General features: G+C 72.1%; 14 protein-coding genes. 5 read left to right on the forward strand and 9 right to left on the reverse strand.

The genetic code is table 11. The annotated features are described in order from the left end of the window. Window positions 1-128: 128 nt before the first annotated feature. Window positions 129-1412 carry a geranylgeranyl reductase family protein gene (locus ACFY32_RS06330; RefSeq protein ID WP_359189486.1) on the reverse strand — a complete coding sequence of 428 codons (1284 nt, stop codon included), beginning with the start codon at window positions 1410-1412 and terminating at the stop codon, window positions 129-131. A gap of 99 nt (window positions 1413-1511) precedes the next feature. Here ACFY32_RS06330 and ACFY32_RS06335 point away from each other — a divergent pair, with 99 nt between their 5' ends. Beyond that, a complete protein-coding gene (locus tag ACFY32_RS06335) occupies window positions 1512-2018 on the forward strand; it encodes a GNAT family N-acetyltransferase (protein WP_359189489.1) in 507 nt (168 codons plus the stop codon). A gap of 93 nt (window positions 2019-2111) precedes the next feature. Further along, entirely contained in the window at window positions 2112-2456 is a 345-nt protein-coding gene (locus ACFY32_RS06340) for a PASTA domain-containing protein (RefSeq protein WP_359189492.1), read from the forward strand. 64 nt (window positions 2457-2520) lie between these two features. Here ACFY32_RS06340 and ACFY32_RS06345 read toward each other — a convergent pair whose 3' ends face one another. The 4 genes from ACFY32_RS06345 to ACFY32_RS06360 are packed head-to-tail and all read right to left on the reverse strand — an operon-like array spanning window position 2521 to window position 7019. Then, complete coding sequence (locus tag ACFY32_RS06345; RefSeq protein WP_359189495.1) at window positions 2521-3216, reverse strand: demethylmenaquinone methyltransferase; 696 nt, start codon at window positions 3214-3216, stop codon at window positions 2521-2523. 23 nt (window positions 3217-3239) lie between these two features. After that, window positions 3240-4325, reverse strand: a complete 1086-nt coding sequence (locus tag ACFY32_RS06350; protein WP_390673550.1) for an acyltransferase — start codon at window positions 4323-4325, stop codon at window positions 3240-3242. Between the two features lie 56 nt (window positions 4326-4381). Next, the gene (locus ACFY32_RS06355) at window positions 4382-6616 is read right to left on the reverse strand and encodes a glycosyltransferase (protein ID WP_359189498.1); all 2235 of its coding nucleotides are present in this window, start codon (window positions 6614-6616) and stop codon (window positions 4382-4384) included. A gap of 19 nt (window positions 6617-6635) precedes the next feature. Further along, a complete protein-coding gene (locus tag ACFY32_RS06360; RefSeq protein WP_390673551.1) occupies window positions 6636-7019 on the reverse strand; it encodes a hypothetical protein in 384 nt (127 codons plus the stop codon). Window positions 7020-7318: 299 nt separating this feature from the next. On the opposite strand from ACFY32_RS06360, the gene ACFY32_RS06365 reads away from it, so the two are divergent. After that, window positions 7319-8311, forward strand: a complete 993-nt coding sequence (locus tag ACFY32_RS06365) for a chitinase (RefSeq protein ID WP_390673552.1) — start codon at window positions 7319-7321, stop codon at window positions 8309-8311. A gap of 31 nt (window positions 8312-8342) precedes the next feature. On the opposite strand, the gene ACFY32_RS06370 is transcribed toward ACFY32_RS06365, so the two are convergent. The 4 genes from ACFY32_RS06370 to ACFY32_RS06385 all read right to left on the reverse strand — a co-directional run bounded on the left by ACFY32_RS06370 (window position 8343) and on the right by ACFY32_RS06385 (window position 13905). Then, window positions 8343-8786, reverse strand: a complete 444-nt coding sequence (locus tag ACFY32_RS06370; RefSeq protein ID WP_359189507.1) for a hypothetical protein — start codon at window positions 8784-8786, stop codon at window positions 8343-8345. 7 nt (window positions 8787-8793) lie between these two features. Then, window positions 8794-9993, reverse strand: coding sequence for a cyclic dehypoxanthinyl futalosine synthase (mqnC, locus tag ACFY32_RS06375; RefSeq protein ID WP_359189510.1), 1200 nt, complete (start codon window positions 9991-9993; stop codon window positions 8794-8796). A 118-nt stretch (window positions 9994-10111) separates the two neighbouring features. Then, window positions 10112-11029: a prepilin peptidase gene (locus ACFY32_RS06380; RefSeq protein WP_390673553.1), complete on the reverse strand. Its 918-nt coding sequence runs from the start codon at window positions 11027-11029 to the stop codon at window positions 10112-10114. Continuing rightward, a complete protein-coding gene (locus tag ACFY32_RS06385) occupies window positions 11026-13905 on the reverse strand; it encodes a BTAD domain-containing putative transcriptional regulator (protein ID WP_390673554.1) in 2880 nt (959 codons plus the stop codon). The genes ACFY32_RS06380 and ACFY32_RS06385 overlap by 4 nt, the downstream gene beginning before the upstream one ends. A 511-nt stretch (window positions 13906-14416) precedes the next feature. Here ACFY32_RS06385 and ACFY32_RS06390 point away from each other — a divergent pair. Together ACFY32_RS06390 and ACFY32_RS06395 are read left to right on the forward strand one after the other, a co-directional pair. Beyond that, window positions 14417-15979 carry a putative T7SS-secreted protein gene (locus ACFY32_RS06390; RefSeq protein WP_359189520.1) on the forward strand — a complete coding sequence of 521 codons (1563 nt, stop codon included), beginning with the start codon at window positions 14417-14419 and terminating at the stop codon, window positions 15977-15979. A 3-nt stretch (window positions 15980-15982) separates the two neighbouring features. Next, the gene (locus ACFY32_RS06395; protein WP_359189523.1) at window positions 15983-16357 is read left to right on the forward strand and encodes a hypothetical protein; all 375 of its coding nucleotides are present in this window, start codon (window positions 15983-15985) and stop codon (window positions 16355-16357) included. Window positions 16358-16410 lie beyond the last annotated feature (53 nt).

Genomic DNA, 16410 nt, shown 5'->3' on the forward strand with positions numbered 1-16410 from the left:
CCGTCGTCCACAGGGACGAACGGCCCTTCGGGCATTCCTGGCGTGCCCGTCGTGGGCCGTTCCTCCGCCGGAGCGGCCCCGGCCGCCGGAGCGGCCCCGGCCGCCGGGGCCGGCCGGGGCCGTCGTGGTCAGGCCTTCGGGGCCACCTTCGTCAGGCCGTTGATGATGCGGTCCATCGCGTCGCCGCCGGTCGGGTCCGTCAGGTTGGCGAGCATCTTCAAGGTGAACTTCATCAGCACCGGGTGGGTCAGACCGCGCTGCGCGGCGATCTGCATGACCTTCGGGTTGCCGATGAGCTTCACGAAGGCACGGCCGAGGGTGTAGTAGCCGCCGTAGGTGTCCTTCAGCACCCGCGGGTAGCGCTGGAGCGCTACCTCGCGCTGGGCGGGCGTGGCCCGCGCGTGCGCCTGGACGATGACGTCGGCGGCGATCTGGCCGGACTCCATGGCGTAGGCGATGCCCTCGCCGTTGAACGGGTTCACCAGGCCGCCGGCGTCGCCGACCAGGAGCAGGCCCTTGGTGTAGTGGGGCTGGCGGTTGAAGGCCATGGGCAGGGCGGCACCGCGGATCGGGCCGGTCATGTTCTCCGGGGTGTAGCCCCAGTCCTCCGGCATGGAGGCGCACCACGCCTTCAGCACCTCGCGCCAGTCCAGGTCCTTGAAGGAGGCGGAGGTGTTCAGGACGCCGAGACCGACGTTGGAGGTGCCGTCGCCCATGCCGAAGATCCAGCCGTAGCCGGGCAGCAGGCGGTCCTGGGGGCCGCGCCGGTCCCAGAGTTCCAGCCAGGACTCCAGGTAGTCGTCGTCGTGCCGGGGGGAGGTGAAGTACGTGCGGACCGCGACGCCCATCGGGCGGTCCTCGCGGCGGTGCAGGCCCATCGCCAGGGAGAGCCGCGTGGAGTTGCCGTCGGCGGCCACCACCAGCGGGGCGTGGAAGGTGACCTCCCGCTTCTCCTCGCCGAGCTTGGCGCGGACGCCGGTGATGCGGCCGGTGCGGTCGTCGACGACCGGGGCGCCGACGTTGCAGCGCTCGTACAGCTTGGCGCCGGCCTTCTGGGCCTGCCGGGCGAGCTGCTCGTCGAAGTCGTCGCGCTTGCGGACCAGACCGTAGTCGGGGAAGGAGGCGAGGTCGGGCCAGTCGAGCTGGAGCCGGGTGCCGCCGCCGATGATCCGCAGGCCCTTGTTCCGCAGCCAGCCCGCCTCTTCGGAGATGTCGATGCCCATGGCCACGAGCTGTTTGACCGCGCGGGGGGTGAGTCCGTCGCCGCAGACCTTCTCGCGGGGGAAGGCGGTCTTCTCCAGCAGGAGGACGTCGAGCCCGGCCTTGGCCAGGTGGTACGCGGTCGTGGAGCCGGCTGGCCCCGCGCCCACGACGATCACATCGGCGGTGTTGTCGGAGAGGGGCTCGGTCACGGCGGGATCTCCCACGGGTTCAAGAATCTGCGTGCCGACCGGCACCGGACATGGGCAGTCTATTCAGCGTCACCGATCACCCGGATGAAGGGCTGCCCCGTGAAGCAGGCTCTCCCCGCTGTACAACTGCGCGTTCCCACCGACGAGGACGCCGTCGCCTGGCACCGGGTCTTCGCCGACCCGGAGGTCATGGAGTTCCACGGCGGGCGGGCGGCCGAGCTGTCCGTCTACGAGGAGCTGACCGCCCGCCAGCGCCGCCACGACGCCGAGCACGGCTTCTGCCTGTGGACCGTGCTCGACCACTCCGGCGAGGTCATCGGCTTCACCGGCGCCCAGCCCTGGCCGTGGGAGTGGGGACCGAAGGGCGAGATCGAGATCGGCTGGCGGCTGGGGCGGGCGCACTGGGGCAAGGGGTACGTCACGGCGGCGGCGCGGGAGACGCTGAACCGGGTGCGCGCGGCGGGCGTACCCGGGGTGGTGGCGATGGTCAACGCGCGCAACAGCCGGTCCATCGCCGTCACCCACAGGCTGGGGATGCGGCTCGCCGAGACGTTCCGGACCCCGACGCGGCAGGAGGAGGGGCACTGCTACCGGCTCACATTGTGACGCTGGGTAGTTTTCGGCCGGAAAAAATGACGGAGCGCTTCCAGAGGGGGCTTCGGCGCGGCTACGCTTCCGGTACCGCTGGGGGTGAGATCCGTGCCGACTACGCCCAGAACGCCGGAAGTCCGGGTGCCGAAGCTCGTCGGTCTGATGGCCGTGGACGCGCGGGCGTCGGCGTACGCGCACGGGGTGCTGCTGGCCGCCCCGGACCGTCCCGACTTCCTCCGTACCGTCGTCGACCATGTCGTACGGCAGTACCCGCCGCCCGGAGTCGAGGTGCCGCGCGGGGCCGTGGTCACGGTGTGGTTCGACTTCGGGGAGGGTGAGGGGGGCGGCGGCGCGGGCGTACGCGAGCCGCGCCCGCGCCCGCCCTCCGGGGGCGGCCTGCAACGGGAGCTGGAGGAGCCGGGCGGAAGGTACGCGGTGCTCAGCCCTCTTTGACGGCCGCGGTGCTCAGCTCTCTTCGAAGGCCGCGGTGCTCAGCTCTCTTCGAAGGCCGCGGTGCTCAGCTCTCCTTGAAGCCCCGGTGCAGGGCCACCACGCCGCCGGTCAGGTTCCGCCAGGCCACCTTCGACCAGCCCGCCGCGCTCAACTTCCCGGCGAGGGCGGGCTGGTCCGGCCAGTCGCGGATGGACTCGGCGAGGTAGACGTAGGCGTCGGGGTTGGAGGAGACCGCGCGGGCGACCGGCGGCAGCGCCCGCATCAGGTACTCGGTGTAGACGGTCCGGAAGGGCGCCCAGGTCGGATGCGAGAACTCGCAGATGACGACCCGCCCGCCGGGCCGCGTCACCCGGTACAGCTCGCGCAGCGCCGCGTCGGTGTCCTGCACGTTGCGCAGCCCGAAGGAGATGGTCACGGCGTCGAAGACGTCGTCCCGGAACGGCAGCCTGGTCGCGTCGCCCGCGGTGAACGGCAGCCAGGCGTGCCGCTGCTTGCCGACCCGCAGCATCCCCAGCGAGAAGTCGCAGGGGACGACGTAGGCGCCGGTGCGGGCGAAGGGCAGCGAGGAGGTGGCCGTGCCCGCCGCGAGGTCGAGGACCTTCTGCGCCGGGCGGGCGTCGACGGCGCGGGCGACCGCCTTGCGCCACACCCGGTCCTGGCCGAGCGAGAGCACGTCGTTGGTGAGGTCGTACCGTTCCGCCACGTGGTCGAACATCGAGGCGACTTCGTGCGGCTGCTTGTTCAGGGAGGCGCGGGTCACCCGGCCATTCTTGCAGGGCGCGATCACGGCAGCAGCCGCGGCCTCTTCCGTCCGGCCACGTCCTCCACCCAGCCGCAGGCCAGCACGGACACCGCGATCAGCACCCAGCCGACGCCGAACAGGAACCACTGGCTGTCCAGCGGCAGGTACGCCTCGAAGGCGGGCACCTGCCAGAACCGGTCGATCAGCGGCACGGCCAGGATCAGGGCCAGCTCGTGCCAGAGGTAGATCGTCACCGCCCGCGCGTTGAACACGGTCACCAGCCGGTCCAGCCAGCGGTGGCGGGCGAGCCCGGCCAGGCCGACCCCGAGCCGCGCCTTGGAGTACATCAGCAGCGTCACGTAACCGGCCGACCAGAACGCCTGGGCGAGCGGGATGTCGTCCAGGTCGTAGGTGCCGTACTCCCCCTGGTGCGCGAGGGCGTACCGGCTTCCGTACGCGAGCGCGGCGAGCGACAGCGGGACCACCGCGGCGGGCCGCAGCCGGGCCAGCACCCCGTCGCGATGGGCGAAGCCGAGGACCCAGCAGAAGAGGTAGGTCGCCAGGTCGAGCAGGCAGGTGCCGAAGCGGTCGTCCGGCACCTGCCAGACGTACTGGAGGACCACGACCGGGACGAGGCAGGCCGGCAGGACGACGGTCGGCGCACGCCGGAACACGCGCAGCAGCGGCGGGGAGAGCAGCACGAACCACAGATAGGTCCGCAGGTACCAGAGGATCTCCCACGCCTGCTCGCCCCAGGCGCTGCCCGGCGGGTCGCCCAGCGGCACCACCCAGTAGACGATGCGCCAGTCCGGCATCCAGCCGTGGACCAGCATCGCCGCGACCACGAAGGCGCCCCAGAACCAGAACGGAGGCAGCAGCCGGCGGACGCGGCCGCGCACCACCGACAGGGCGGGCCGTTCCAGGGACTTGGCCATCAGGGTGCCCGCGAGCCCGAACATGATTCCCATCGAGGGGAAGACCAGCCCGGCCCAGGCCCAGCCGAAGGTGTGGTACGCCACGACGCGGACCAGGGCCACCGCGCGCAGGGTGTCGAAACAGCGGTCCCGGCCCCCGGCCCCGGCCGCCCGGGGCGGCGGGGCCGTGCCCGAACGGGCCGGGGTGACCACCGGTGGCCGCGGAGCCGTACGCCGAGGGGCGGGACCGGCCTTGCGGTGCGCCCCCGTCACGCCGTCCCCGCCGGGGTGCCGACCTCTCCCGTGCGCTTCAGTTTCTGCCAGCGCAGTCGGCCGCCGGTCAGGGCGGTGACGCAGGAGTGGATCAGGACGAGGTACATCATCTGCCGGTACGCGAGCTGCTGGAGCGGCATCATCAGCAGATACCGGTACTTCTCCCGGTCCAGGCGGAAGGCGTACGCCGCGCAGGACACCTGGACGCCGAGCACCGCCAGCCACGCCAGCAGCGCCGCCCGGAAGTCGATGAAGATCATCGAATAGGCGGTGAACACGTCGATCAGCGGGGCGAAGAGCGGCGTGACGATCTGGAAGAGCACCACCAGTGGCATCCCGACCCGGCCGAAGCGGCCCGAGGGCCCCTGGTCGGTGAGGGACTCGCGGTGCTTCCACAGCGCCTGCATGGTCCCGTACGACCAGCGGTAGCGCTGGGACCAGAGCTGCTTGAGGGAACCTGGGGCCTCCGTCCAGGCGCGGGCGTGCTCCTCGTAGACGACCCGCCAGCCCGCGCGGTGCAGGGCGATGGTGATGTCGGTGTCCTCGGCGAGGGTGTCGTCGCTCATCCCGCCGGCGTCGAGCACCGCCGCGCGGCGGAACGCGCCGATCGCGCCGGGGATGGTCGGCATGCAGCGCAGCAGGTCGTACATCCGCCGGTCGAGGTTGAAGCCCATCACGTACTCGATGTGCTGCCAGGCGCCGATGACGGTGTCGCGGTTGCCGACCTTGGCGTTGCCCGCGACCGCGCCGACGGCGGGGTCGGCGAACGGCTGGACGAGGTGCCGTACGGTGTCCGGCTCGAAGACGGTGTCGCCGTCCATCATCACCACGATGTCGCACCTCGCGTGACGGACGCCGTTGTCGAGGGCGGCGGGCTTGCCCGCGTTCTCCTGGCGGATCACCCGGACGTCGGTCATGCCCAGTGAGCGGGCCGCCTCGCGGGCGATCTCGCCGGTGCCGTCGGTCGAGCCGTCGTCCACGACGACGACCTCGATCGGATGGGTGCTCCGCGCCAGCGACCGCAGGGTGTTGGCGATGCACTCCTTCTCGTTGTACGCCGGGACGACCACGCTCACCGGCCGGGTGACGGGCGGTCCCCAGCCGAACCGGCGTCTGTTGCGCTGCCGGTGGTGACGGCGGGCGAGCAGCAGCATCATCCCGAACCGGCCCAGGACGGCCACGCCGACGATCGTCAGCCCCACCGACAGGGCGGGCACGGTCCACTCGGCGACGGCGACGGCCGCGACGAGCGCCTTGCCCTCGTAGAGGGTGGCGCCGGTGGCCCGGTGGTGGGCGGCCTGGAGCCGGGAGGTCCCGTCCTGGAGCGGTGCGGCGCCCTGTCCCGTGCCGCGCTGCTCCGCCATGACGCCGCTGACGGTGGTGAAGGTGTAGCCCTTCGCCCGCATCTTCTCGATGTACTTCGGCAGCGCCGCGATCGTCTGCGCGCGCTCGCCGCCGGCGTCGTGGAAGAGGACGGAGGCGCCCTCGCCGTCCTCCGGCGTGGCCCACTCGATGATCTTCGAGACGCCGGGGCGCTTCCAGTCGTCGCTGTCGGTGTCGATGAAGACGCTGGTGTAGCCGTCCTCGCCGAGCTTCTTGTAGACCGGCCAACTGTAGTTGTCGATGGCGTCCGTCTCGGAGGAGTACGGCGCCCGGAACAGCGTGGTGGTGATGCCGGCCGCGCCGGCCAGCGCCAACTGGGTCTGCTCGATCTCGCGGGTGACGCGGGCGGCGCTCTGGTAGGAGAGGTCGACGTGGGTGAAGGTGTGGACGCCCACCTCGTTGCCCTGTTCGACCATGTCCTCGACGATGTCCGGATAGCGCGAGACCATCGAGCCGACCAGGAAGAACGTGCCGGGCACGTCGTACTTCTCCAGGATCTCGAGGACCTTCGGCGTCCAGGTGGCGTCGGGGCCGTCGTCGAAGGTCAGCGCGATCGTCTTGTCCGGGACGGAGACGGTGGTGGCCTGCCCGCCCCGGAAGGTGAGGATCGGCCCGCCGTCGATGATGTCGTCGGGGACGTCGCTGGAGCTGGCCCCGGTGCGGACGCGCTGGTCGCCGCCGACCTCGGCGCGCAGATAGCCGTCCAGGAGCATGACGCAGGTCAGCGCCAGCAGGAGCAGCAGGGCGAGGACGACCCGGGGCCGTTGCAGGGCGGCGGCACGGCCGGCGGCCCGCTCCATGCGGCCGGGGGCACGGCGCCGGCCGCGCGAGGGTGTGGTGCTGGTCATGGGGTGGCTGCGACTCCGGTCAGTCGGCGGTCGCGGAGGCGGCCGGGGCGGGGACGGTCGCGGAGGCGGCCGGGGCGGGGGCGGTCGCGGAGGCGGCCGGGGCGGGGGCGGAGTCGGCGGCGGCGCTGGGCGGGGCGCCGGTGGGGGCGCCGCTCGGAGCCCGGCCGGGGACGTCGCTCGGGACGCCGCTCGGCGCGGTCCCGCCCCGGGGCCGGATTCCGCCGCCCGGGGCGGTGCCGTTCCCGCTCGCGCCGAACGGCAGCAGCGAGGACGGGTTGATGGAGGTGCCGATGCCCATGAAGGCCAGGCCCAGCACGATCGCGTACCCGGAACAGACGACGCCCAGGAGCAGCCCGATCCGGCGCAGCAGCCGGGCCCGGCGACCGGAGGTGTCAACGAACACGGGCCCGCCGGCGGGCCCGTTGCCGCGTTTGCGACGGCGACCGCGCGCTGCGGCGCGGGTTTCGATGGCAGTCTCGGAATGCATTCCCCGGATATTAGAGAGCGTTTATGTGCCCGAAACTCTGGCTCTCTTGTGCGCCGTCCATGAGAAACGCCCGGACCTGTCATTCACCTGAGAAATCCTTCGGCATAACGGATGTTCTCCCAGGTGAGACACAGTGTCGTATGGAACCTTTCCGGTCCGGGGACAGTCTTCGTCTCCATTCTGGGACACCATCCACAAAAGCAGGAGCGCACGCGATGAGCCGTCCACGAAAGTCCGCCGCCGGGCTCGTCTGTCTGGTCGCCCTCGCGGCGGCGGGATGTTCGCAGAACGGTACCGGCACGACGGACGCGGCGCCCACCACCCCCTCGTCGGCCACCGCGTACGCCCCGTACGTGAGCGCGACCGGCGCCTCCGCCGACGACTCGGCGGGCTCCCCCTCGACGTACAACCTGGCCTTCGTGATCTCCTCGGGCAGCGGCTGCACCCCCGAGTGGAACGGCACCCACGCGATCGACGACTCCTCGGTCACCTCCCGCATCGACCGGCTCACCGAGGACGGCGCCGACGTCCGGGTCTCCTTCGGCGGCGCCTCCGGCAAGGAGCTGGCGGCGACCTGCGACAGCGCGGCGGAGCTGGCCGAGGCGTACGGCGCGGCACTGGACGCCGCCGGTGCCACGCTGGCCGACTTCGACATCGAGGGCGACGAGCTGACCGACCCCGACTCGGTCGCCCTGCGTTCGCGGGCGCTCGCGCTGCTCCAGGACGAACGCGAGGACCTGCGGATCTCCTACACCCTGCCGGTGATGCCCTCGGGTCTCGACGAGGACGGCCTGGCGCTGCTGGAGTCCGCCGACGACCACGGCGTCCAGGTCTCCACGGTCAACCTGATGACCATGAACTACGGCGAGTCCTACACCGGCGACATGGGCGACTACGCCATCACCTCCGCGAAGGCCGCGCACCGCCAGCTCAAGGAGGTGTTCGGCCTGTCCGGCGCGGACGCCTGGCGGGGCATGGCACTGACCTCGATGATCGGCGTCAACGACGTGGCCGGGGAGACGTTCACGCTTCAGGACGCGGCACGGGTGCGCGCGTTCGCGGAGGAGAAGTCCCTTGCCTGGGTGTCGATGTGGGCGGCCTTCCGCGACCGGAGCTGCGACGGCGACGCCGACTCGGACGACGCGGCGACCGACTGCAGCGGTGTGACGCAGGAGGCGGGGGCGTTCGGGGAGGCACTGGCGGGCTGACCGGCTCGACGGGCCCCGGCAGCAGGCCGCTTCAGCGCCGCCGATGCACCAGGCGCCCCGCGCACACCGTCGCCAGGCACGCCCCGTCGGCGTCGAGCACGGCGAGGTCGGCGCGGCCCCCCTCGGCCAGGACGGCCGGGCGCGCGGCCGGCAGCACGAGGACGCCCCCGCGCACGGCGGCGGCCCGCAGCTCGGCGTCGACGTGCTGAGCCAGGACGGCCACCGCGCCCAGCTTCAGCACCGCGTGCACCCGTTCCCGCGGGCTCGGCGCGTCCGGCAGCGGCCCGTCGTGCACCCGCCCGGGGCCCAGCGCACCGGGCCAGCGCCGCAGCCGGGCGCCGGGAAAGGCCCGTACCACGTCCTCGGCGGGCCCCACCCGGGCCAACCGCTCACCTTCCACCGCGACCGCGCCGTCCGTCAGCGGCTCACCGTCCCAGGCGGTGCGGACCTCGTCGGCGGCGTGGATCGTCAGCACGGGGACGTCAGTTGGTCGCGATCAGCTTCAGCTCGGGGTGCGCGGTGCCGCCCTCGATCGCGGTGGAGGAGATGTGCGAGACGACACGGTCGTCGACGGGGTCGTTCGCCGGGTCGTCGTGCACGACGAGGTGCTCGTACGTCGTGGCGCGCTGCGCCGGGACCCGGCCCGCCTTGCGGATCAGGTCGATCAGCTCCAGCCGGTTGGAGCGGTGCCGGGCACCGGCCGAGGACACGACGTTCTCCTCCAGCATGACCGAGCCGAGGTCGTCGGCGCCGTAGTGCAGGGAGAGCTGGCCGACCTCCTTGCCGGTGGTCAGCCAGGAGCCCTGGATGTGCGCCACGTTGTCGAGGAAGATGCGCGCGATGGCGATCATGCGCAGGTACTCGAAGAGGGTCGCCTGCGTACGGCCCTTCAGGTGGTTGTTCTCGGGCTGGTAGGTGTACGGGATGAAGGCGCGGAAGCCGCCGGTGCGGTCCTGCACGTCCCGGATCATCCGCAGGTGCTCGATGCGCTCGGCGTTGGTCTCGCCGGTGCCCATGAGCATGGTGGAGGTGGACTCGACGCCGAGCTTGTGCGCCGTCTCCATGATCTCCAGCCAGCGCTCGCCGGACTCCTTCAGCGGCGCGATCGCCTTGCGCGGCCGCTCGGGCAGCAGCTCCGCGCCGGCGCCGGCGAACGAGTCCAGCCCGGCGGCGTGGATGCGCTGGATCGCCTCCTCCACGGACACCTTGGAGATCCGCGCCATGTGCTCGACCTCGCTCGCCCCCAGGCTGTGGATGACGAGCTGCGGGAACTCCTTCTTGATGGCGGCGAAGTGCTTCTCGTAGTACTCGACGCCGTAGTCCGGGTGGTGGCCGCCCTGGAACATGATCTGCGTCCCGCCCAGCTCGACGGTCTCCGCGCAGCGGCGCAGGATGTCGTCGAGGTCGCGGGTCCAGCCCTTCGCGGTGTCCTTCGGAGCCGCGTAGAACGCGCAGAACTTGCACGCCGTGACGCACACGTTGGTGTAGTTGATGTTCCGCTCGATGATGTACGTCGCGATGTGCTCGATCCCGGCGTACTTGCGCCGGCGGATCGTGTCGGCGGCGGCGCCGAGCGCGTGCAGCGGGGCGTCGCGGTACAGGGCGAGGGCCTCTTCGGGGGTGATCCGCCCACCGGCGGCGGCACGGTCGAGGATGGGCTGAAGGTCGGCCTTCTCGGTCACCGGCGTCCCTTTCGTAAGGGTTGTGGACGGACCGATCCAGCGTACGCCAGCCACTGCGCGCCCCCGACGTCAGGCCGTTACTGATCGCGGGCACGTCACGCGTGTACGCGCCAGTGGGTCACGCCGCGTACGCCCCCGCCAGCACGCCGAGGAACGCGCCCGCGACGAGGAACGGCCCGAACGCGATGGCCGTCTTGCGTCCGGCCCGGCGTGCGAGGACGAGGGCGCCGCCGTACACCGCGCCCAGCAGGAACCCGGCGAGGGTGCCCAGCATCACCGTCGCCCAGCCGTACCAGCCGAGGACGGCCCCGGCGCCGAGGGCCAGTTTCACGTCACCGAAGCCCATGCCGGCCGGGTTGATCAGCCACAGCGCGAAGTAACCGGCGCCCAGCGCGAGGGCGCCCAGCAGGGCGGTGGTCCACGACCCGGCGTGCTCGGGCAGGAACGCGGCGACCCCGAGCAGCGCGAGCGCGGCACCGGCGAAGGGCAGGGTGAGCGGGTCGGGCAGCCGGGCCACCCGCAGGTCGACCACCGCCAGCAGCACCCCGACGGGCGCCAGCAGCAGCCAGACGACCAGCTCGGGCCGGACCCCCGCGGCACCGGCGAGGGCGGCGCACACGAGGGCGGTCACGACGGCGGGGAGCGCGGGGCCGGGGGCGTACGAGCCGTTGCCCGGGGCGGGCGGGCCGTCGTTCGGGACGGACGGGCCGCCGTCCGGGGCGAACGGGCCGCCGTCCGGGGCGAACGGGCCGTCGTTCGGGGCGTGGGAGCCCCCTTGCGGAGCGTGCGAGGCGCGCGGGGCGTGCGTCCCCCCGTCCTGGACGGCGTACGCCCCCTCCCCCCCAGCGCACGCACCGCACCACGCCCGCCCGAGCCACCCCCGTACCGGATGTCCCCCCGGACACCGGTCCCGCCAGGGCTCCCCGGCGGGCGCGGAGAAGCGGTAGGCGGCGCGCGGCAGCAGCGCGCCCATGGCCGCGCCCCACAGCGCGGCGACGCCGATGACCAGCACGTCGAGGGCGCCCACCGAGGTCATCCCGCCGCCGGGGACGCCTCGCGCCAGGTCGGGAGGAGTTCGTCCAGGAGCGCCTCGGTGCGCGGCGGCAGCCCGCGTGCCCCGCCGCGTCCGACGAGGTCGGCGGCGAGGGCGCGCAGCCGTGCCGGGTCGCCGGTGGCGTGCGTGGCGCGCAGCAGTTCGTGCCAGAGCCGCTCGTCCGCGGGTGCGGTCCGCAGCGCCGCGTTCAGCGCCTCGATGGCCTTCTCCGCCCGGTCCTTCTCCATGTGGAACTCCGACAGCGCCAGCCCTGTGTCCGCGACCAGCAGCGGAAGCCGGGCGTCCACGATCTCGTGGGTGAGCCAGCGGTAACGGTCCCCGGGCCGGTCGGCGAGCAGCGGTCCCCGCACCAGCACCAGCGCGTCGGTGAGCAGCCGGCCGCGCACGGCCCGGTTGTCGGTGCCCTTGCCCTGCGTGGCCTCGTAATAGAGGGAGCGCAGCACGTCGAGGTCGGAGACGACGGACCGGGCGAGGGTGAGCCGTCCGGTGGCGTCGGTACGGAGCCGGGGGCTGCCGTCGGGGTCGGTGCCGAGCCAGTCGCGCAACCGTTCCAGGAGGGCCTCGCGCACGTCGTCCGTCACACCGCGCGGCCAGAGCGCGGAGGCCAGGACGCGCGGGTGGACGCCCTCGCGGTGCAGCAGGAGCAGCGCGAGCGCCTCGTGCAACTGGGCGCTGCGCTCGCCGTCCGGGGCGTCGAGCCCGATGATCTCGTACGGGCCGACCAGCCGCGCGTACACCGCGGGCCGCCCCTCCTCGCTGATGTCGACGAGGAACGGCGGGCTGTTGCCGGGCCCCCCGTCGGGTCCGCTGCCGGGGTCGGCGGCGGAGAACAGCTCGACGACGGCCCGCCGCTGGGCGGCCGGCAGGAGCTGGGCGTCGAGTTCCAGGCCGAGCAGCGGGGCGAGCAGCCGCCCGTCGGCGGTGATCTCCATCTCCCAGGCGGCGCCGGGCAGTTCACCGCCGTCGGTGCCGACGAGGTACCCGATGCCGAGCCGGCCGGCGTCGGCGGCGAGTTCGGCGAGCCGGCGCGCGTCCTCGTCGGAGGGCCGCGCGGCGAGCAGCACCAGGTGCGGGGCCCAGCGGGTGTGCCGGGCCGGGCCGGTGCGCCCGGTCAGTACGGAGTCGTGCCCGGCGGCCCCCAGCGCGCCGCGCCGCTGCCGCGTCTCCGCCTCCATCGTCTCGAACAGCGCCTCGGTGCCGTCCAGGTGCCGGATGCGGTTGGGCGCGAGCGGGGTGAGGTCGTCGCCGAACCCGACGAGCGTGATGGTCATACGGTCCGACCAGCCGTTGGTGGCCAGTTCGGCGGCGATCGACGCGAACACGGCGGCCCGGTCGGCCTCGCCGCCGCTGAGCGAGACGATGCCGGGCACCGACTCCAGGTTCAGCAGCAGCCGGGAGTCGTCCATGGTGCCGAGGCTGACCAGGCCGGGGTACGGGGCGGCGGTGTCGGCGTCCTCGTACCGCTCGGCGTCGGCGCGGCCCAGCGTCCAGAACGTCTGGTCCTGCCCCGGTCGCCAGGGCGCGGGCGGCTTCCCGGCGGGCTGGGCGAGCTGAAGGTGCAGGTCCCCGTTGCTGAGCCAGGCCGCGTACACGACCGGCAGCGCCCGCGACTCCGCGGCCAGCGAGGCCGCGAGCCCGCGCAGCGACCGGTCGAGCATCCGTACGCCGTCGGGGTCGGCGCCGACGAGCAGCGCGTCCTGCACGTCCTGCGCGTCGCCGGTGGGCGTCGGCGGCTCCATGCCGCGCCGCCCGCCGACGGCCCCGAGCGCCGACTGCCACAGCGCCTGCCGGCGCCGCCGCCCGAGCGCCCCGAGCAGCCCGGCGGCGAGGAGGGGAGCGGCGAGGAGTGCCTCGGGCAGCCCGAACGACCGCTGTTCCTGACCGGCGGCATCGGGGGCGGGGGTAGCGGGGGCGGGGGTAGCGGGGGCGGGGGTAGCGGGGGCGGGCCGCTGCTCGGGAAGGGAGGCACGGGAGCCGGCGTCCCCCTGATTCTCCCGTTGCTGCTGGTGCTGATCCCCGGTCCGGGCGTACGCGTCGATCTGCTGCCGCACCTGCGGGGAGACGCCCGGCGCCTCGTCGGGCATCTCGACCAGCTCGCCGCCGTGCGCGTCGCCGGGCATCTCCATGATCCACCCGGGCCGGATGAGGCTGGCCTCGGACAGCTTCGAACCGTCCGGCTGCACCCGGTCCTTGTTCAGCTCGAAGATCTCCTTGTACCGGCGTCCGTCCCCGAGGTGCCGCTCGGCGATCTCCCAGAGGGAGTCGTGGTGACGTCCCTCGGGCGGCTGGATGCGGTAGTACTTCGTGTCGCCGTGCTCGGCGGTGCCCCGGGCGTCGGCCGCGGCGTGGGCCGCCTGCTCGGCGAGGGCGCTCGCGGCGGCCCCGGTGCGCGCCTCCTGCTGGGCGAAGATCCCCGGCGTCTGCTGGGCGGCGGCGACGGCGGGTTTCTGGTTGCCCTCCAGTCCGTGCTGCTGCCCGAGCTGCGCCAGCCCCGGCATGAGGCCGGCGGCGGTGGCGCCGACCAGCAGCAGCGCGGCGACGAGCTGCCGCGCCAGCAACTGACTCGGCCCGGCGCCCGGCACCCGTCCCGGCACGCCGACCCCGGACAGCGCGGCCTTGACCTCGACGAGCACGCAGGCGGCGAACTGGGCCCAGGCGAACCAGACGATGACGGTCAGGATGTTCAGGAACGTCTGGACACTGATCTCCCGCTGCAGCCAGTCCAGGCTCGGCGCCCCGCTCGGCAGCGGCCACCCGATCTGCGTCGCCAGCGCGAACGGCACCCCGAGCACCAGGACGACCAGCACGACGAAGGCGAGGAACGCCTTCACGAAGTCCCCGGCCGTACGCCGCCGCATCCGCACGGGCTGCGGCGTCCGGTTCCTGGGGCCCGGCGAACTGCCCGTCGGACTCGACGGACTCGACGGACTGGAAGGGCGACGTCGCGGCATGGCGGGTGTCCCGGGTCGGTGTGGAGGGAGAGGCGTAGGGAGATCCTATTGACTCCACAAGCCCCGGTCGAAGCCCCGACCGAACCGAGCACTCACCCCCGCCCGGTAAGCCCGACTTGCCCACCGCACCCGCCATTTCACCCCCCACCCCCCGAAGATCTCCCCTGGGAATCGGCCAGGCACGATTCGACGAACTGCCGGAAAACCGCCGCGCTCCCCGCGTCGATAGTCCGCAGGGCGGAAGCCAGTGCCCCCGGTACGGCGCCGGCCCTCGGACCACGCCCGTGCCGCACTAGGTCACACCAGCCACACCAGCCACACTCGCCCAGGCCGCTCTTGAGTCCGCCACCCCACCGTGCGGTAGCTTCGCTGCACGCTCCGACACGGGCGTTGCTGAAGTGATGACGGGGGAGTACGCGTGTCGCACAGGCCGACGGACTGGCACATACTCGATCTGGACGACGACCCCACCCCCGGCGACCCGCACCGCATCCGCAAACTCGCCAGTACCCTGCACGACTTCGCCGCCGATGTCGGTGAGGCGTTGCGCGACCTCAAGGGGATCGCCAAGGAGGACGAGATCCTCTCGTGGGCCGGGAAGACGGCGGACGTCTTCGCGGAGGAGTTCGCGGACGCGCCGAAGAAGCTCCGCAAACTGAAGAAGTCCTACGACCTGGCCGGTGACGCGCTCGCCTCCTTCTGGCCCGACCTCCAGGACGCCCAGGAGAAGGCCGACAAGGCACTGCGCGACGGCCGCAAGGCACGCGAGGAACTCACCACCGCGCAGACCGCCCTGTCCGGCGCCCAGGACTGGGTGCGCACGGCGACCGAGAAGGCCGACTCCTACGACCCGGCCGAGAACGGCGGCCGGGACATCCCCAAGCCCGACGAGGCCGACGTCCGCCGCGCGACCCGCGACGCCCAGCACGCCAAGGCCCGCGAGGCCGCGGCCCAGCGGAACGTCGACGACGCGCAGAGCGCCCTCGACGCGGCCAAGAAGCTCGCCGCCCAGGCGAGGGGCCTGCGCGAGGAGGCCGCCCGCCGCACGGTCACCAAGCTCCGCGAGGCGTCGGACGCCGGCATCCCCAACCGCCACTGGTGGGAGGAGATCGGCGACTGGGTCTCCGACCACTGGGACGAGATCGTCACGGTCTGCAAATGGGTCGTGGCCATCGTCGGCATCATCGTGATGATCGTGGGCGGCCCACTGGGCTGGCTGGTCTTCGCGGCCGCGCTGATCGTGATGGCCGACACGATAAGAAAGGTCATCAAGGGCCAGGCGGGCTGGGGCGACCTGGTCTGGGCGGCCCTCGACTGCATCCCCGCCACCAAGGGCTTCACCAGCCTCGCCAAACTCGGCAAGCTGTGGAAGGCGGGGGGCCTCAGGGCACTGGGCACCGGCCTCATGGGCGGCATCGGTGGCGGTCTGAAAGGGCTGGCCAACGGTATTCGCAACGGATCGGCCAACGTCGTCTCGCTGGTCAAGGGACTCGCCGGCCGGGGCAAGAGCCCGCTTTCCTTCAAAGTTCAGGCGTTCAAGGACGGGCGCCCTGGAATGCTGGTTTTCAAACCCGGGGACCCTCTACTGAAAAGCATGAACCGAATCAAGAACAACGGGACCTTCGATGTGGGAATTCACGGCTCCCCCACCTCGGTGGGGTACCAGATCAAAGACGGCCCGGCACACCTCTCCGAGAACTGGCACAACTTCAACCATCGAGAGATCGCGTCACTGATACGTGCACACGGCTGGAACGGCGAGACCGTCAGGCTTCTCTCCTGCCAGACAGGCATGAAATCCGACGGTTTCGCACAGAACCTGGCGAACTCCCTCGGCGTCAAAGTCGAGGCACCCAATGACTTCCTGTGGGTGTGGCCCAACGGCAGGACGGCCGTGGCTCCGTTCGACGCCAACGGCACCTACATGCACCCGAAGCTTCGTGGCGATTTCGAGACCTTCTATCCCAACGGAGGGAAGTAAGACATGGCCAAGGTCCCCGTACCGCATCGCATCGGTGAACCTCGAACGGAAGCCGACTTCCTAGCGAATACCCTGCCAGCGGAACTGACCGATCGCCTTGCCAGTTTCCTGGAAGAGGCCGAACCACTGATCTACTCCCCCGGGACCGTACCGGACCCGTTTTCCGAATCTCCGGAGATGCACGTACGCATCGGCGTCATGACGGACGGGGAATGGGTATGGCATCTCGCCTGGTCCGACTACGTCAAGTACCACCGCGTGGCCCCACCGACTGCGTTTCTCGATCATATCGCCTCACTCGACTACACAGCACCGGACATCGGTGTGGAACGCGCCATGGAGATCGCCGAAACAGAAGGAATCCCCATGCCCGAATGATTCGAGAACGCGGCGGGACAAAACCACTCCACTGGACAGCGCGACACCGAGAA

It is taken from the genome of Streptomyces sp. NPDC000134 (assembly GCF_042899225.1).
GTDB lineage: Bacteria > Actinomycetota > Actinomycetes > Streptomycetales > Streptomycetaceae > Streptomyces.